The following is a 17,097-nucleotide window of genomic DNA, read 5'->3' on the forward strand; positions in this document are numbered from 1 at the left end:
CTGCCCGGACGTCCGCCCGCCGTCTTCCGAGACCTTACGAGGGACGTGCCGAGGCCCTACGATTTTTCTTGGAACGACGCGCTGGAGGCCGCCTTGTCTGGAGCCCGCACACCGGTCAGGTCCACCGAGAGGGGGACCCCGCGGCCGACCGTCACGATCAGCTACGCGGGTTTCAACCGGGCCTGGGCCGCCTGGATCGCCGACCGCCTGGAGCGCAACGGCGTCCGGGTCGTGCTGGTCCGCTGGGACGCCCCGCCGGAGGTGCCGCTGCCGGACCTGCTGCGTGACCTGATGCTCTCCGAGGGCCGCATCCTCGTCCTGGTCAGCGAGTGGTACTTCCAGCTCGGCCCGCGCAGCCACGAGGAGTGGAACGCGGCGCTGCGCGAGGTCGTCGCCCCCGACCCGTCCCGCTTCGTCGCCGTCTCCCTCACCAACGCCTCCCTCCCGCAGGCCGTGACGGTCCTCGCCGCGGAGAACCTCACCAACCTCGGCTCCGACGAGGCCGAACGCCGCCTCTTCGACCGCCTCGACCTGCCCTACGACCCGCACGCGAACGGCGTCGACGGCCGGCACGGACCCCGCTTCCCCGCCGCCATGCCCGACGTCTGGGGCGGAGTGCCGCGCCGCAACACCCGCTTCACCGGCCGCGAACCCTTCCTCAACGACATCCACCACATCCTTCAGAGCGCCGAACCCGGCGCGGGCGTCGTCACCCTGCACGGCATGTCCGGCGTCGGCAAGACCCAGCTCTCCACCGAGTACGTCTACCGCTTCGGCTCCGAGTACGACGTCGTCTGGTGGGTCAACGCCGACAAACGCGTCACCTACCGGCGCTTCCTCGCCGAACTCGCCCCCAAGCTCGACCTCCAGACCGGCCAGGAGTACGGCGAGCGGCTGCGCGCCGTCCGCGATGCGCTGCGCCGGGGCGAGCCGTACTCCCGTTGGCTGCTCGTCCTCGACGGCGCCGACGAACCCGAACAGATCTGGGACCTCCTGCCGACCGGCCCCGGACACGTCCTGATCACCTCCCGCAACCCCGAATGGTCCGAGCACAACAGCCAGTTGGTGGAGATCCCGGTCTACTCCCGGGACGAGTCCGTCGCGTTCGTCCGCCGCCGCGCCCCCCGGCTCTCCGAGACCGAGGCCGACCAGCTCGCCGACGCCCTGGAGGACCTGCCGCTGCTCCTCGACCAGACGGCCGGCTGGCTCAACGACTCCGACCTGTCCGTGCGCGACTACATCGCCCTCCTGGAGGGCGGCATCGACTCCGACGTCGTCAAGGTCTCCGCGGACTTCCCCGTCGCCTTCCAGACCGCGTGGTCGATACTGCTGAACAAACTCCGCGACACCGTCCCCGAGTCCGTCGACCTGCTGCGGCTGTGCACGTTCTTCGCGCCCGGCTTCATCCCCGTACGCCTCCTGCGCGACCTCCCTGGGGACGAACTCCCCGAGCAGATCGCCGGGTTGGTCAACGACCCGCTGCTGTGGAACAAAGCGATCAACCAGCTCCGCCAGTACTCCGTCGTCCGCCTGGAGTCCCACGAGGTCTCCCTCGACGAGCCCGTCACCACCGGCGACTCCCTCTACCTGCACCGCATGGTCCATCAGATCGTCCACAAGGACATGCCCGAACCGGAGCGCGGGGAGTTCATCGACGTCGTCCGCAGGGCCCTCGCCCTCGCCGACCCGCGCCGGCCCACCGACACCCGGATGTGGCCGTCGTACGCGGAGATCGTGCCGCACCTCAAGTACGCGGACGTGCTGCGCACCAAGAACCCCGACGTGCAGCAGCTCGTCCTCAACTGCCTGCGCTACATGTACTTCTCCGGCGAGTACCGGGCCGGCATGAAACTCGGGCAGCGCGCCATGAAGGCATGGCGCGAACTCCTCGGCGAGACCCACCCGCGGATCTGGGACCTGTCGTACCACTACTGCAACCTGCTGAGGTCGACCGGCGACTACGCGGCCAGCGCGGAGCTCAACCGGACCGCCGCCGAGCACCTGCGCGAGGAGCGCGGGCCGCAGGACCTCGAACACCTGCGGGCCGCGAGCGGACTCGGCGGGGACCTGCGGGGTCTCGCCCGGTACGAGGAGTCCCTGGAGCAGTCCCAGTGGGTCCTCGCCGCCTACCGCGACCTGCTCGGCGACCAGGACTCCCGCACCCTCAACGCGATCAACAACCTCGCCGTGTCGCTGCGGCTGCTCGGCCGGTACGAGGAGGCTCTCGACACCGACCGCAGGGCCTGGGAGGCCCGCCGCAACCTGCTGCGCGCCCGGCACCCCTGGACCCTCCAGTCCGAGTTGCAGTACGCGGTCGACCTGCGCCTGCTCGGCCGGTACGCCGAGGCCGAGTCGGTGCAGGCGCGCAACGTCGACGAGCACCGGATCGTCATGGGCGACGACAACCCGATGACCCTGTACGCCGAGCACAACCACGCCATGTGCCTCTACCGCACCGGCAACCGCGACGCCGCGGGACCCCTCTTCGCGAGCATCCTCGAACGCGGCGAGCGCGTCCTCGGCGAGAACTCCCCGACCACCCTCATCTCCGCCATCGCCCAGAGCTGCTTCGTCCGCGAGCACGGCGACATCGACCAGGCCCGCGAGCTCAGCGAGTCCATCGTCGCCCGCTACGAGCTCACCCTCGCCGACACCCACCCCTTCCTCGTCGGCGCCCGCGCCAACCAGGCGCTCGTCCTGCGCAACGTCGGTGAACGCGACCACGCCCACGCGATGCTGGAACAGGCGCTGACCGACATGACCGCGAACCTCGGCGCCACCCACCCCTGGACCCTCGGCACGGCCCTCAACGCCGCCGCCCTGCGCAACCTCGTCGGTGACACGGAGTCGGCGGAGAGCCTCAGCCGCACCACGATCACGAACGCCACCGAATCCCTCGGCCGCACCCACCCCCTCACCCTCTCCGCCCGCGTCGCGCACTCCGCCGACCTGCGCAACCTCCGCGAACGCCGGCAGGCCGAGAAGGTCGAGCAGGAGGCCCTCGCCGACTTCGAGGCCACCTTCGGCCGCCAGCACCCCCACACGATCTCGGCCCGCTCCCGGATCCGGCCCTACTGGGACTTCGAGCCGCTGCTGAACTGAGCGGCACCGCACAACCGAGAGGCACCGCGAAAGGGTCCGGCCCCGGAGGTTCTCCTCCGGGGCCGGACCCTTTCAAACTGTCACGTCACAGCACTCACGCCTCGAACACCTCACGCACCAGCTGCTCCTGCTCCGCCTGATGCCGCTTCGAGGAACCCACGGCCGGGGACGAGCTGTGCGGACGCGAGATACGGCGCAGCCGCTCACCGTGCGGGACGTCCGCGCCGACCGCCAGGTCCAGGTGGTCGATCAGGTTGAGCGCGATGAACGGCCAGGCACCCTGGTTCGCCGGCTCCTCCTGCGCCCACAAGTACTTCTCGGCGTTCGGGTACTTGGCGATCTCGGCCTGGAGCTCCGCACCCGCCAGCGGGTACAGGCGCTCGATCCGGATGATCGCCGTGTCCGTGATCCCGCGCTTCTGCCGCTCGGCGTCGAGGTCGTAGTAGACCTTGCCCGCCGTGAAGACGACCTTGCGGACCGCGTTCGGGTCGACCGAGGTGTCGCCGATGACCGGGCGGAACTGCCCGTTCGTGAACTCCTCCGCCTTCGACGCCGCCGCCTTCAGACGCAGCATCGACTTCGGGGTGAAGACGATCAGCGGCTTGTGGTGCGGGTTGTGGACCTGCCAGCGCAGCAGGTGGAAGTAGTTCGACGGCAGCGTCGGCATGGCGACCGTCATGTTGTTCTGCGCGCACATCTGGAGGAACCGCTCCGGGCGGGCGGACGAGTGGTCCGGGCCCTGGCCCTCGTAGCCGTGCGGCAGCAGCAGCGTGACGCCGGAGGTCTGGCCCCACTTCTGCTCGGCGGAGGAGATGAACTCGTCGATGACGGTCTGCGCGCCGTTGACGAAGTCGCCGAACTGCGCCTCCCACATGACGAGCGCGTCCGGGCGGGCCAGCGAGTAGCCGTACTCGAAGCCCATGGCCGCGTACTCGGAGAGCAGCGAGTTGTAGACGTTCAGGCGGGCCTGGTCCTCCGAGAGGTAGTTCAGCGGCGTGAACTCCTCGGCGGTCTCGCGGTCGATGATGACCGCGTGGCGCTGGCCGAACGTACCGCGCTGCGAGTCCTGACCGGCGAGCCGGACCGGCACGCCCTCCAGGAGCAGCGAGCCGATCGCGAGGGTCTCGCCCATGCCCCAGTCGATCGTGCCGTCCTCGACCATGGCCGCCCGGCGCTGGAGCTGCGGCAGCAGGCGCGGGTGGGCCGTGATGTGGTCCGGGATGTTGACCTGGGACTCCGCGATCCGCTTGACGGCCTCGGTGGAGATCGCGGTCGGCGTGGCGACCGGGAACCCGTCCTGCGCGTCCGGGGCACCGGTGGCGGGCGTCTGCGCGGTGGCCTCGCGGACCTCCGTGAAGACCTTCTCCAGCTGGCCCTGGTAGTCCTGGAGGGCCTGCTCGGCCTCTTCCAGGGTGATGTCGCCACGGCCGATCAGGGACTCGGTGTACAGCTTGCGCACCGAGCGCTTCTTGTCGATCAGGTCGTACATCAGCGGCTGCGTGAACGCCGGGTTGTCCGACTCGTTGTGGCCGCGGCGGCGGTAGCACAGGAGGTCGATGACGACGTCCTTGTTGAACGCCTGGCGGAACTCGAACGCGAGCCGCGCGACGCGGACGACGGCCTCGGGGTCGTCGCCGTTCACGTGGAAGATCGGCGCCTCGATCATGCGGGCCACGTCGGTGGCGTACATGGAGGAGCGCGACGACTCGGGGGCCGCCGTGAAGCCGACCTGGTTGTTGATGACGATGTGGACCGTGCCGCCGGTGCGGTAGCCGCGCAGCTGCGACATGTTCAGGGTCTCGGCCACCACGCCCTGGCCCGCGAAGGCCGCGTCGCCGTGGATCGCGACCGGCAGGACCGTGAAGTCGGTGCCGCCCTTGTTGATGATGTCCTGCTTGGCGCGCGAGACACCCTCGACGATCGGGTCGACCGCCTCCAGGTGCGAGGGGTTCGCGACCAGGCTGACGGTGATCTCCTCGCCGTCCAGACCGGTGAACGTGCCCTGCGCGCCCAAGTGGTACTTCACGTCGCCGGAGCCGTGCATCGACTTCGGGTCGAGGTTGCCCTCGAACTCGCGGAAGATCTGCGCGTACGACTTGCCGACGATGTTCGCCAGCACGTTGAGCCGGCCGCGGTGGGCCATGCCGATGACGACCTCGTCCAGGCGGGACTCGGCCGCGCTGTCGATGACCGCGTCGAGCAGCGGGATGACGGACTCGCCGCCCTCCAGGGAGAACCGCTTCTGGCCGACGTACTTGGTCTGGAGGAACGTCTCGAAGGCTTCCGCCGCGTTCAGGCGGCGCAGGATGCGCAGCTGCTCCTCGCGCTCCGGCTTGGAGTGCGAGCGCTCGATGCGGTCCTGGATCCACTTGCGCTGCTTCGGGTCCTGGATGTGCATGAACTCGACGCCGGTGGTGCGGCAGTACGAGTCGCGCAGCACGCCGAGGATGTCGCGCAGCTTCATCAGGGACTTGCCGGCGAAGCCGCCGACCGCGAACTCCCGCTCCAGGTCCCACAGGGTGAGGCCGTGCTCGGTGATGTCCAGGTCGGGGTGCTTGCGCTGCTGGTACTCCAGCGGGTCGGTGTCGGCCATGACGTGGCCGCGCACCCGGTAGGAGTGGATCAGCTCGAAGACGCGGGCGGCCTTCGTGACGTCATTGTCGTGCGAGGCGTCGATGTCCTTGAGCCAGCGGATCGGCTCGTAGGGGATGCGCAGCGACTTGAAGACGTCGTCGTAGAAGCCGCTCTCACCGAGCAGCAGGTTCGCGACGATGCGCAGGAACTCGCCGGAGGCGGCGCCCTGGATGACCCGGTGGTCGTAGGTCGACGTGAGCGTCATGACCTTCGAGATGCCGAGCTTGTTCAGGGTGTCCTGGGAGGTGCCCTGGAACTCCGCCGGGTAGTCCATCGAGCCGACGCCCATGATGACGGACTGACCGGGCATCAGACGCGGCACGGAGTGGACGGTGCCGAGGCCGCCGGGGTTGGTCAGGGAGACCGTGACGCCGGTGAAGTCGTCCATCGTGAGCTTGCCGTCGCGGGCGCGGCGGACGATGTCCTCGTACGCCTGCCAGAACTCGAAGAAGCCGAGCGTCTCGGCCTTCTTGATGCCGGCGACGACGAGCTGACGGTCGCCGTTGGCCTTCACCAGGTCGATCGCGAGGCCGAAGTTGATGTGCTCCGGCTTGACCAGGGTCGGCTTGCCGTCCTTCTCCGCGAAGGAGTGGTTCATGGCCGGCATCGCCTTGATGGCCTGCACCATCGCGTACCCGATGAGGTGCGTGAAGGAGATCTTCCCGCCCCGGGCGCGCTTGAGGTGGTTGTTGATGACGATGCGGTTGTCGAAGAGCAGCTTCACCGGGACCGCGCGCACGGACGTCGCCGTGGGCACCTCCAGGGAGGCGTTCATGTTCTTCGCGACGGCGGCGGCGGGGCCGCGAAGGGTCACGAGTTCGGGGCCCTCGGGGGCTTCCTTCGCGGGCGCGGCGGGGGTCGTCACGGGAGCGGCCTTCGGCTTCGGAGCGGGTGCGGGCACAGGCGCGGCGGCGACGGGCTTCGGGGCCGGCGCCGGGGCCGCGGGTGCCGCGGGAACGGGAGCAGGGGTGACAGGTGCCGTGGGCGTGGTGGTCGCTGCGGCCCCCGCGGCCACAGTGTCCGCCGCAGCCGGGGCGGCGGTCTCGGCAGCCCCCGGCTTGTAGTCGGCGAAGAAGTCCCACCAGGCCCGGTCTACCGAGTTCGGGTCCTGGAGGTACTGCTGATAGATCTCGTCGACAAGCCACTCGTTCGGTCCGAAGGCGGCGGCGGGATTCGTACCCGTTCGGTCCGCTTCGGTCGAGGTGCTCGATCCGTTACTGGGGGACTGTGACGACACGGCGGCAACCGCCCTCTTCCGCTTCACAAGGTGATGGACAGCGGGAATAAAGGCTACGCCTCCAAGACCGAGAAGGAGAGGCCGGGCCGCCGCATCGTCGTGTAAGTCACATCGAACGCCGTGTTTCATCGCCGGAAATGGCGGGAAACAAGCGGGGTTCCGCCCGAAACGGCTTCTCTTCGTCCACAACGACGCTGGTCCGGCACCTTTACTGCCCGACGATGATCGAACTGTACGTCAACCGCCGACACGGGACTCCCCCGGAAGGGTGACGAGAATCCGGCATCCCCGCTCCGATTCGGCCACCCCGATCCGGCCCCCGTGCAGATCGACGGCCCAGCGCGCGATCGCGAGCCCGAGCCCCGTACCCCCGTCGCTCCCCGGCCCGTGCGGACGGCGTACCGAGCCCCGGTTGAAGCGCTCGAAGACGCGGTGCCACTCGGAGCGCGGGATGCCCGGACCCTCGTCCAGGACCTCCAGCTCCAGCGAGTCCGGCAGCGCGCCCCGGCGTGCCTTCAGCGTGACGCGGCCGTGCGGCGGGCTGTGCTTCACGGCGTTGTCGATGAGGTTCGCGACGACCTGGTGGATGCGCTCGGGGTCCGCGTGCGCGGTCAGCTCGGGCGGCGAGACGTCGAGGTGGAGGTGGACGTCCGAGCGGGTGTGGTTGCCCGAGCCCGAGGCCATCCCCGCGCGCGCCGAGGCGACCATGTTGGCCTCCTTCAGCACACCGGAGAGATACGGCCACACCTCGAAACGCCGCTTGCGCAGCGGGACGACGCCGTTGTCCAGGCGGGACAGGTCGAGCAGCGTCTCCACCAGGCGGCCGAGGCGCTCCGTCTGCTTCAGGGCCGTGCGCATCGTCTCCGGATCGGCCTCGGCGATGCCGTCGACCACGTTCTCCAGGACGGCGCGCAGGCCCGCGATCGGGGTGCGCAGCTCGTGCGAGACGTTCGCGACCAGCTCTTTCCGCTGCTGGTACTGCGCCTCCAGCTCGTCGGCCATGACGTTGATCGTCTCGGCCAGGTCGCCCAGCTCGTCGCGTCTGTTCTCGCGGACCCGGCGCGTGTAGTCGCCCTGCGCGATGGACCGCGCGACGAGGTTCATCTCGTCCAGCGGCGCGGTCAGCGAGTGCGCCACGAACTGGGTGATCAGCAGCGTCGCGATCATCGAGAAGACCATGATGAAACGCAGCTCGGTCTTCGTGTGCACGGCGATCATCGACAGCCCGGTCGTGATCAGCACCGAGATGACGACCAGCGCCCCGAGCTTGGTCTTGATCGAGAACGGCCGCATACCCGCCCAGGGCTCCCCTCTCGGCCCGCCGTCCGGCCCGGCGCTCATGGCGTCGGGGTCTCCAGCGCGTACCCGACCCCGTGGACGGTCCGGATGCGTTCGGCGCCGATCTTCCGGCGCAGCGCCTTGATGTGGCTGTCGACCGTACGGGTGCCGGAGGCGTCCGCCCAGTCCCAGACCTCGGCGAGGAGCTGCTCGCGGGAGAGCACCGCGCGCGGGGTGTTCGCCAGGCAGACCAGGAGGTCGAACTCGGTGGGCGTCAGGTGCACGTCCTCCGAGCGGACCCGGACCCGGCGCTGCGCGTGGTCGATCTCCAGTTCGCCCAGGCGCAGGATGCCCGAGCGCGGGGTCGCGGCGGCGATGGCGGCCCGCTCGACCCGCCGCAGCAGCACGTGCACGCGCGCGGCCAGTTCCCGCATCGAGAACGGCTTGGTCATGTAGTCGTCGGCACCGACGCCGAGCCCGACCAGCATGTCGGTCTCGTCGTCCCGGGCCGTCAGCATCAGCACCGGGACGGGCCGCTGGGCCTGCACGCGGCGGCAGACCTCCAGGCCGTCGAAACCCGGCAGCATGATGTCGAGAATCAGCAGGTCCGGCTGCCATGCCTCGGCCGTGTCGACCGCCGCCGGACCGTCTCCGGCCGTTTGCACGAGGAATCCCTCGGCGCGCAGTCGGGCCGCGATGGCGTCGACGATCGTCTGGTCGTCCTCGACGACCAGGACGCGGCGCTGTGCGCCCGGGGTAGCCGTCGTCGTGCCGTTCTGCGAGGTGTGTGTCTGCTCCATCGCCCGCCCCTGAGGTGCTTTCCGGAATCCGTGGGGTGATCCCATGTCTGCGCATGACTGCGATCGACGCATGAATGATCGGCGTCAGGTGAGCAGAGTACGGGGAGTCACCATCGCTTTGCTATCCAGGCCGGACGGCGAGGTGGACGACGTCCGGAACGCCTCGGGCAACGGCTACCTCTTCGGTACGCACCGCCCGGAACCCGGCATTCCAGAGGGTTCCCTCGAAGTCGGGCGAGGGCTGCGCGGACCATACGGCGAGTACCCCGCCCGGTCTCAACACCCGGGCGCAGCCCGCGAGTCCGGCCGGGCCGTACAGGCTGTCGTTGCCCTCGGTGACGGTCCAGTCCGGGCCGTTGTCGATGTCCAGGCACAGCGCGTCGAACGTGTCCGATGTCTCACCGAGGAAATCCAGGAGGTCGGTGACGACGACGTCCGTGCGCGGGTCGTCCAGCGCGGCCCCCGACACGGCGCCCAGCGGGCCGTCCGTGTGCCAGTCGACGACCGCGCGCTCGCGTTCCACGACCGTGATCCTCGCCCAGTCCGGGTTCGCTGCGGCGTGTGCGAGCGAGAATCCGACGCCGAGTCCGCCGATGAGGAGCGTGGGGCGGGTGGTGCGGGTGGTGCGGTCTTTGTCGAGTGTTTGCCATGCGGCGTCGATGAGCAGGCGTTCCGAGCGGCCGTCCGACGTATCCATCAGGAAGCAGCCGTTGGCGATGATCTGGAGGAGGGCGCCGTGTCTGCGGAGCACCACTTCGCCGTAGGGGCCCTCCCGGCGGTCCAGGACCTCCGGGGCGTCGTACAAGGGGGTGTGCACGGAGGGTGACGGCTGCGGTGGCATCGGTTGCGGCATCGGCCCATCCTGGCACTCGGGGCACCCGGGGCCGACGGAATTTCACCGGCCGGGGCCGCGTTCGGGGTGAGTGCTTGTTTGAGAGCTTGCTGAGAATCCGCTCTTACGTGGTCTGAGTCACAGACAGCGGGGGTGTGGGGCGCGAAAGGTGTAGCTGAAACGGAAGGAGCGCCTCACGGTGGAACGTACCGAGACGGCTGGAGCGGGGGAGTTGTCGGTTCCCGGGGCGCTGCTGGACGGGGTGCCGAGACAACGGCCGCGCGTCGCCGAGGCGGCCGACCCGGTCGCCGCGGCGCCGGTGTCCGATGCCGTCGCCGCGGCGCCTGCCGTCAAGGACGTCTCCGTCCGGCCCTTCCCCCGCGTGTGGCGGCTGCTGCCCACGCCCACCGGTACGCCGTTCACCTTCTGGTACGCCGTGCTGCTCGCCGTCACCTCGTACGTCGCCGACAACGCCGATCCCGGCTGGGTGGACGGTGTGCTCCAGGCGTCCAGTACGGATGTCACGCATCTCGTGCAGGCGCCGGTGCTGGTGCTGGTCGCGAGCGCGCTGTGGGTGGCCGGAGGGCTCGGTTCGCCCTTCGTCGCCGTCTTCCTCCTGGTGCTGACGGCCCTTGAGCGGCGTATCGGGGGGCTGCGGACCGCCCTCGTCTTCCTCGCCGGGCACGTCGTCGCGACGCTCGCGACCGAGCTGCCGGTCGGGCTCGCGGTCCTCGCGGGCCGGCTGCCGGACAGTTCGCTGCACCGGTTCGACTACGGGATCAGCTTCGGGGTCGCGGCGAGCGTGGGCGCGGTGGCGGGGCTGCTGCGGCCGTGGCTGCGGTGGCCGGTGCTGGTGCTGTTCGGGGGGATGCTGCTCCAGGATCTGGTGAATCTGACGGATCCGGTGAGCAACTGGGGGCATCTGATCGCGCTGGGTGTGGGGGTCGGGACGTGGCGGTGGGTGCGGAGGTGGAGCGCGGGGGGAGTGCGGCGTACGGCGCTCGCCGCTTGAGTGTTCCCGAGAGGCGCGGTTCCTGAGGGGGCGGTCTTGAGGGGCGCGGTTTTCGAGGGGCTCAGTCCTCGTGGATCACCGTTCCGTCCTCCAGCAGCGTCGGGTGCATCTTCGACGGGCCGTACTGGTCGACGTCCGAGGGGCGGGGTGTCTCGGGGCCGTCCGGGCCCATCCGGACGACCCGCTCGACGCGGCACACGCGGAAGTGGCGGCCCGCGACGGTCGCCTCGTCGGCCCGGCCCGCCGAGCGGAACTCCCACGCCCCCTCGGCGTACTCGGCCCTGCGCGCGTCGTCGTCGCGGTGCATCAGCGGCCAGTACCGGGTCATCGCCTGGTACAGCCAGCGCCGCGCCTCGTGCGGGGTCGCCTTCGGGGAGCTGCACGCCGTCCACCCCTTCTCGTCGCGCTCGACGATCGCGAAGCCGACGGGGAGGCGGACCAGGTCGGGGTGGGTGGTCACCGCGCGCCGCGAGTCGTCCTGTGCGTCCGGGGGGAAGCGGGTCCCGACGTAGCTGAACTCCCTGAGGCCCAGGCGCAGGGCGCCCGCCATCGGGCTCTCGTCGCGGGCCGGGTCCAGGACGAAGCCGACGTCCGGGGAGGGGCCGTCCAGCGCGTCCCAGTCGAGGTCGGCGGGCTCGGGGTCGGTCGGCCTCGGCGGCTCCAGGCCGTACTCGCCGCTCCACGCGAACTCGTCGCCCCGCACGATCCGGTAGCGGACGCCGAGCGCCTCGACCTCGTTCGCCGGCTCCTTCTCCAGGACCGACACGGCGGCGATCAGCGCGCGGCGTTCGGCGGGGTCGTCGGTGTCGTCCTTCGCGGCGAACCAGAGGTGGGAGTGGAGTTCGTCGCGGGCCATCTGCGGCATGCCGTCCACCAGTGCCGTCTTCACCCGCCACCTCCCCTCGCCCTCCCGTACGGCCACCCCGAACACCGGGCCCCTCAGCGCCATCAGGGGATACCGCCGCGACGCCTCCACCGCGTCCGCCTCCATCACCCACGCGACCGGGTCGTCCCGCCGGACCAGCTCCGCGTGCAGCTCGTCGATGTGTCGCTTCCAGTCATCGTTCATGTGCGCATTGTGGTCGCGGCGGGGGTGCGCGGCGGGGGGAACCGGGAAAGTGGGGGCCTTTGTTCGACCTGGCCGGAACGGGTGCGGGTGCCGTGCGGCGCCTGCGCGGGTCCCACGGGCACCACGGCGTCACAGTCCCGTCACAGCGCTACCCCCGGTCCTGGCCGGAGCCCGATGATGATCCCCCGATCACCGCGACCCACCCCAGGGGGACCCATGGGCTTCATCAACAACGCCAAGGCCAACGAGGCGTCCCGCATCGCCGCCCTCGCGTACACCGAGGGCCGCCGCGTCCTCACCTTCAAAATCATCGAGGCGGGCTCCTCCTCCCGCACCACCGGCCTCATGCCGGGCGTCGGCGAACAGATCGAGGCGATCGAGGCGCAGGGCTGGACCCTGTCCGACATGGCGGCAGCGGAGGGCAAGACGCTCACGGGTGAACGGACGTCCCTGATCTGCCTGTTCCGGCGGAACTGACGCTTATTGATTGCCGCTCGCAGTGGAAAGCAAATTCCCGGAAATGCCCGAGGGGCTCCGGGAAAATAGATGGCCTCGTTCCGGACGATATTCATCGGACTTGTCGACAGCGGCAGCCGGTTTTGGTTAGGTGCTACCTGTCCGGCGGGGACGAGTACGACAAGATCCCCGTTGCTTTCGACGGAGCGGGGGCTCCAGTCGAGTTTCGGACAGTTATCTCCCCTTCCTGTACAGCCCCGCGTGTTCCTCACGCGGGTACCTCAACGGAAGGAACGAATCCATGCTCAAGCGCAGGATCGCCGCCGCGGCGTTGGCTACGGCCGCCCTCGTCGGCGGGGCCGTGGCCACCGCCGGGCCGGCGCAGGCCGACACCGTCGTCGGCATCTTCTACCTGGACATCAACTACGGCGGCGTGACGTACACGGTCACCGCGTCCGGCACCGTCTCGTGCACCACGACCACCAGCGACTCCGACTTCACGTCGGGCTTCAGCGCTGCCTGGAACGACCAGGCGTCCTCGCACAAGGGCTTCGCCAACTGCGCCATCAAGGTGTACGAGAACGCCGGACAGAGCGGGGCGTCACTGCCCTACTACGTCAACCTCTCGGCGTACGGCGTTCTCAACGACCAGGTCAGCTCCGCCAGATACTCCTGAGTGAGCGGCCCGGCGGCCGTGGCCGGAACCGGGCCGTGACAGAGGTGAGGCCGGAACCGCTTCCGGCCTCACCCCGTGTGAGAGACGGGAACGACACCCGAGGGGGTGCGGTGAGAACGCTTCGTACGACAGCGGTGACCGCCACGGCGCTGGGGGCCCTCGCGCTCGCCGGCTGCTCCGGAGGGGGCGGCGGCGGTGGCGAACCCGCCCTCGGCACGGTCCCGAAGGTGATGAGCCCGGCGGACGTACCGTCCCTGCCGATGAACAGGTACGTGCTCACCGACAAGGAGATGCGCGCCTACAGCCAGGCACAGGCGGTGCTCTCCCGGCGCTGCATGCAGCGGTTCGGGATGTCGTGGCTCAGCGACGCCCAGGTGACCTCCGACCTGCCCTCCCTCGGCGCGGACCCCACCCGCTACTTCACGATCATCGACGCCGAGGCGGCCCGCCTGCACGGGTACGGGGACCCCGCCGGCGGCAGCGCGAAGGAGAAGGACAGGGCGGGGTACGAGCCCTCCGCCGCGGAACGGGCCGTCTACAACGGCACCGCGAAGGGCGTCACCGACACCACCGGCAGGCCCCTGCGGAAGGGCGGCTGTTCGGCGGAGGTCGACGCGGAGATGGAGAAGGGCGGCGTGCGGGGCGTCAACGCCCTGGCCGTCGGGAACGAGTTCTACGGCCTTTATGCGAAGGTCCAGCAGGACAGCCGGGTTTCCGGTGCGTTCGCGAAGTGGTCCGCGTGCATGAAGGAAAAGGGGTTCAGTTATCAGAACCCGCACGACGCCGCCAACGACCCGGAATGGGAGACCGGCGCCGGGACCCGTACCGCGATCGCCACGGCCGTCGCCGATGTCGCCTGCAAACAGCGCGACAACACCGTAGGGATCTGGTACGCGGTCATGGACGCCTATCAAAAAGCCTATATCGACAACAAGGCCGAGCATTTCTCCGAGATCCTCGCCAACAAGAAGGCGCTGGTCGAGAACTCCGCCCGGGTCATGAGGGGGGCGTGATGAGGCCCCCGGGGCTCCGGCTCCTGGCGGTCGTCCTCCTCGCCACCGGTACGGCGCTGACGGCCTGCTCCGACGGGGGCGGGTCCGACGGAGGCGGCGCCACGGCGACGGCCGGCGGGACGGGCGGCAGCGGGACCGGCGCCGCGGGGGACGCGACCGGCGCCGCCGTGGCCGGTGACCGCAGCGTCGCGGCGTACACGGCCTGCATGGCCGGCCACGGCGTACGGGTCGTCGACGGCGAGGCGCGCGCCGACGGCGTGGCCGACGCGACGCTCGGCCGGGCCGCCCGCGCCTGCCGCGCGTCCGCACCCGACGGCGTACGGGTCCCGGTCACGCGCTGGGAGGTGGCCCTGCTCACCGACTTCGTGACCTGTATGCGCGGCAAGGGGCACGCCGGGTACGGCGACCCCGACCCCCGGACGGGGACGTACGCGATGCCGGAGGACTCCGCGATCGACAAGGGGGACGAGATCGCCTGTCTCACCTCGGCGGAGCAGAAGGCGGGTCGGTGAGCGCGGAGCACCCCGACCCGGACGAGGGCCCGCTCGGCGCGAGCGCCTTCGACGACGAGCCGCCGGACCGGCCCGGCGGCTTCCCCTACCGGGGCCGGCGCGTCCTCATGGGGGTCGTGGCCACCGCCGCGCTCTTCTCCGCGGCCGGCGTCGGCGCGGGCATGTGGATCAAGTCGCCCGCCCAGCGGGCCGCCGAGGCGGGGCCGCCCGCGCGCTCCGTGCTCACCCGGCCCGTGGAGCGGCGGGTCCTCACCAGCGACGTCGTCACCCGGGGCCGGGTCGTGGCCGGGCAGACCGTGAACGTCGCGCCGCAGCCGGGCGCCGAGGGCGGGGCCCCGGTCGTCAGCCGGCTCCCCAAGAAGGCCGGCGACCGGATCAGGACCGGCGAGGTGCTGGCCGAGGTGTCCGGGCGGCCGGTGATCGCGCTGGAGGGCAAGGTGCCCGCCTACCGCGACCTGAAGCCCGGGTCCCACGGGCAGGACGTCCGCCAGCTCCAGGACGCGCTGGCGAAGCTCGGCTTCTCCTCGGGGGCGGACGAGCGGGGGGTGTTCGGCGCCGGGACGAAGGGCGCGGTGCGGGAGTTCTACGGCTCCGTCGGGTACGAGCCGCTGCCCGCGACCGACGACGCGGGCGCGGCGGTGAAGGCGGCCCAGACCGCGGACCGCGCGGCGGACCGGGCCGTCGAGGACGCGCGGACCGCTCTGGACGACGCCCGGTCCGCGCGGGGCCGGGTGCCGGCCGCGGCGGACCGCACGGCGGCGGACAACGCCGTGCGGGACGCGCGGCGCGTGCTGGAGCGGGCGGTCGAGGACCGGCGGACCGCGCGGGGCGAACTGGCCGCCGCGCGGGCCTCGGACGGGCCGAAGGTGCCCGCCGCCGAGGTCGTCTTCCTGAGCGGGTTCCCGGCGCGGGTCGACACGGTCGCCGGGCGGGTCGGGGGGCCGGTCGGGGAGTCGGTGATGACCGTGTCCGCCGGGGAACTCGTCGTCCACGCCTATGTCGACGCGCTCCAGGTGAAGCTGCTCAAGGGCGGGCAGCCCGCCGAGATCTACGCCGAGCTGGACCGGAAGCGGGCGGGGGCGCGGCTGGTGTCGGTGGCCGCGTCGCCGAGTGCGGCGGGGGGCGGGAGCGGAGGCGGGGACGGAGGTGGGGGCGGCTCGGGCTCCGGGTCGGGCTCGGGCTCCGGGTCGGGTTCTGGTTCGGACGCGGGGTCCCAGGGGGCCTCCGTGGCCGGCGGGGAGGGGTATCTCGTCGTGCTGCGTCCCCGGACCGCGCTCGACGCGAGCCTGTCCGGGCAGGACGTCCGCGTCACCGTCCAGGCCGCTTCCACGGGCACGGAGGAACTGGTCGTCCCGGTGACCGCGGTGACCGCCGGGCGGCAGGGCACGCTGCACGTCACGGTCGTGTCGGCGGGGGACGAGCAACGCCGGGTGGAGGTACGGGAGCTGACGACCGGTGACGGGTACGTCGCCGTCGCGCCGGTCGGCACCGGGGAGCTGACGGCGGGGGACCAGGTCGTCACGGGGGTGAACGCGGGGGAGCCCACGCCGGGGGACCGGCAGAGCCCGGACGACGGACAGGAGCTGGGCGACGGGGAGGCGAGCCTGTCATGACCGCCGCCCCCGTCATCGACCTGCGGCAGGCCGGGCTGACGTACCCGGGCCGGACCCCGGTCGTCGCGCTGCGGCCCAGCGATCTCACCGTCCGCCGGGGGGAGTTCGTCACGGTCGTCGGCCCTTCCGGGTCCGGCAAGTCGACCCTCCTCAACGTGATCGGGCTCCTCGACCGGCCGACCACCGGCAGCTACTTCCTCGACGGCCGGGACACCGGCGGACTCGGCGACGCGGCGCGGACCGCTCTGCGCGGGCACCGCATCGGGTTCGTCTTCCAGGCGTTCCACCTCCTCTCCCACCGCACGGCGCTGGAGAACGTCGCGCTCGGCATGGTCTACAACACGGCCGTCCCCCGGACCGACCGCCGCGCCCGCGCCCGCGAGGCGCTCCTGCGCGTCGGCCTCGGCCACCGCCTGCACTCCCACCCCACCCGCATGTCCGGCGGTGAACGCCAGCGCGTCGCGATCGCCCGCGCGCTGGCTCACGGTCCCTCCCTCCTCCTGTGCGACGAACCCACGGGCAACCTGGACTCCGTGAACTCCCGGCGGGTGCTGGATCTGCTGGCGGGGCTGCACGAGGACGGGATGACGGTGCTGGTCATCACGCACGACCCCGAGGTGGCTGTCCGGGGGGTACGGACGATCGCTGTGCGGGACGGGGTTCTGGGGGAGGGCGGCGGGATCGAGGGCGACGACGCCGAGGGCGGCGGGATCGGGGGTGCCGGGGCGGAGGGCGGCGCGGTCGAGGGGGTCGAGGTCGAGAGCGGCGGGGCGGAGCCGGTGGGGAGCGAGGCCGTGGGCAGCGAGGCCGTGGCGAGCCGGGCCGAGCGGGGGAGGAGCGCGTGAGGTGGCGCCGTACGGATG

13 protein-coding genes are annotated in these 17,097 nt (G+C 71.1%); 8 read left to right on the plus strand and 5 right to left on the minus strand.

Annotated elements, in window-relative coordinates; translation table 11 throughout:
- The first annotated feature begins 93 nt into the window (after nt 1-93).
- Complete coding sequence (gene fxsT, locus ACQCO7_RS28850) at nt 94-3,102, plus strand: FxSxx-COOH system tetratricopeptide repeat protein (protein ID WP_464074536.1); 3,009 nt, start codon at nt 94-96, stop codon at nt 3,100-3,102.
- 94 nt (nt 3,103-3,196) lie between these two features.
- On the opposite strand, the gene ACQCO7_RS28855 is transcribed toward fxsT, so the two are convergent.
- From ACQCO7_RS28855 to ACQCO7_RS28870, 4 genes are all read right to left on the minus strand, one after another.
- Entirely contained in the window at nt 3,197-6,973 is a 3,777-nt protein-coding gene (locus ACQCO7_RS28855) for a multifunctional oxoglutarate decarboxylase/oxoglutarate dehydrogenase thiamine pyrophosphate-binding subunit/dihydrolipoyllysine-residue succinyltransferase subunit (RefSeq protein ID WP_464074537.1), read from the minus strand.
- 237 nt (nt 6,974-7,210) lie between these two features.
- Nucleotides 7,211-8,314, minus strand: a complete 1,104-nt coding sequence (locus ACQCO7_RS28860) for a sensor histidine kinase (RefSeq protein ID WP_409116789.1) — start codon at nt 8,312-8,314, stop codon at nt 7,211-7,213.
- Complete coding sequence (locus ACQCO7_RS28865; RefSeq protein WP_055721112.1) at nt 8,311-9,051, minus strand: response regulator transcription factor; 741 nt, start codon at nt 9,049-9,051, stop codon at nt 8,311-8,313. The genes ACQCO7_RS28860 and ACQCO7_RS28865 overlap by 4 nt, the downstream gene beginning before the upstream one ends.
- 121 nt (nt 9,052-9,172) lie before the next feature.
- Nucleotides 9,173-9,904, minus strand: a complete 732-nt coding sequence (locus ACQCO7_RS28870; protein ID WP_464074538.1) for a spermine/spermidine synthase domain-containing protein — start codon at nt 9,902-9,904, stop codon at nt 9,173-9,175.
- 178 nt (nt 9,905-10,082) lie between these two features.
- On the opposite strand from ACQCO7_RS28870, the gene ACQCO7_RS28875 reads away from it, so the two are divergent.
- The gene (locus tag ACQCO7_RS28875) at nt 10,083-10,895 is read left to right on the plus strand and encodes a rhomboid-like protein (protein ID WP_464074539.1); all 813 of its coding nucleotides are present in this window, start codon (nt 10,083-10,085) and stop codon (nt 10,893-10,895) included.
- Between the two features lie 61 nt (nt 10,896-10,956).
- On the opposite strand, the gene ACQCO7_RS28880 is transcribed toward ACQCO7_RS28875, so the two are convergent.
- A complete protein-coding gene (locus tag ACQCO7_RS28880) occupies nt 10,957-11,964 on the minus strand; it encodes a DUF5954 family protein (protein ID WP_464074540.1) in 1,008 nt (335 codons plus the stop codon).
- A gap of 216 nt (nt 11,965-12,180) precedes the next feature.
- On the opposite strand from ACQCO7_RS28880, the gene ACQCO7_RS28885 reads away from it, so the two are divergent.
- From ACQCO7_RS28885 to ACQCO7_RS28910, 6 genes are all read left to right on the plus strand, one after another.
- Complete coding sequence (locus ACQCO7_RS28885; RefSeq protein ID WP_464074541.1) at nt 12,181-12,441, plus strand: hypothetical protein; 261 nt, start codon at nt 12,181-12,183, stop codon at nt 12,439-12,441.
- A 280-nt stretch (nt 12,442-12,721) separates the two neighbouring features.
- On the plus strand, nt 12,722-13,096 hold the full coding sequence (locus ACQCO7_RS28890; RefSeq protein ID WP_464074542.1) for a hypothetical protein: 375 nt from the start codon (nt 12,722-12,724) through the stop codon (nt 13,094-13,096).
- Nucleotides 13,097-13,206: 110 nt separating this feature from the next.
- On the plus strand, nt 13,207-14,109 hold the full coding sequence (locus tag ACQCO7_RS28895) for a hypothetical protein (protein WP_464074543.1): 903 nt from the start codon (nt 13,207-13,209) through the stop codon (nt 14,107-14,109).
- A complete protein-coding gene (locus tag ACQCO7_RS28900) occupies nt 14,109-14,621 on the plus strand; it encodes a hypothetical protein (RefSeq protein WP_464074544.1) in 513 nt (170 codons plus the stop codon). The genes ACQCO7_RS28895 and ACQCO7_RS28900 overlap by 1 nt, the downstream gene beginning before the upstream one ends.
- Nucleotides 14,618-16,234: a peptidoglycan-binding protein gene (locus ACQCO7_RS28905; RefSeq protein WP_464074545.1), complete on the plus strand. Its 1,617-nt coding sequence runs from the start codon at nt 14,618-14,620 to the stop codon at nt 16,232-16,234. The genes ACQCO7_RS28900 and ACQCO7_RS28905 overlap by 4 nt, the downstream gene beginning before the upstream one ends.
- Complete coding sequence (locus ACQCO7_RS28910; protein WP_464074546.1) at nt 16,231-17,079, plus strand: ABC transporter ATP-binding protein; 849 nt, start codon at nt 16,231-16,233, stop codon at nt 17,077-17,079. Before ACQCO7_RS28905 ends, ACQCO7_RS28910 begins: the two co-directional genes overlap by 4 nt.
- Nucleotides 17,080-17,097: the final 18 nt, after the last annotated feature.

It is taken from the genome of Streptomyces saintjeani (assembly GCF_055409605.1).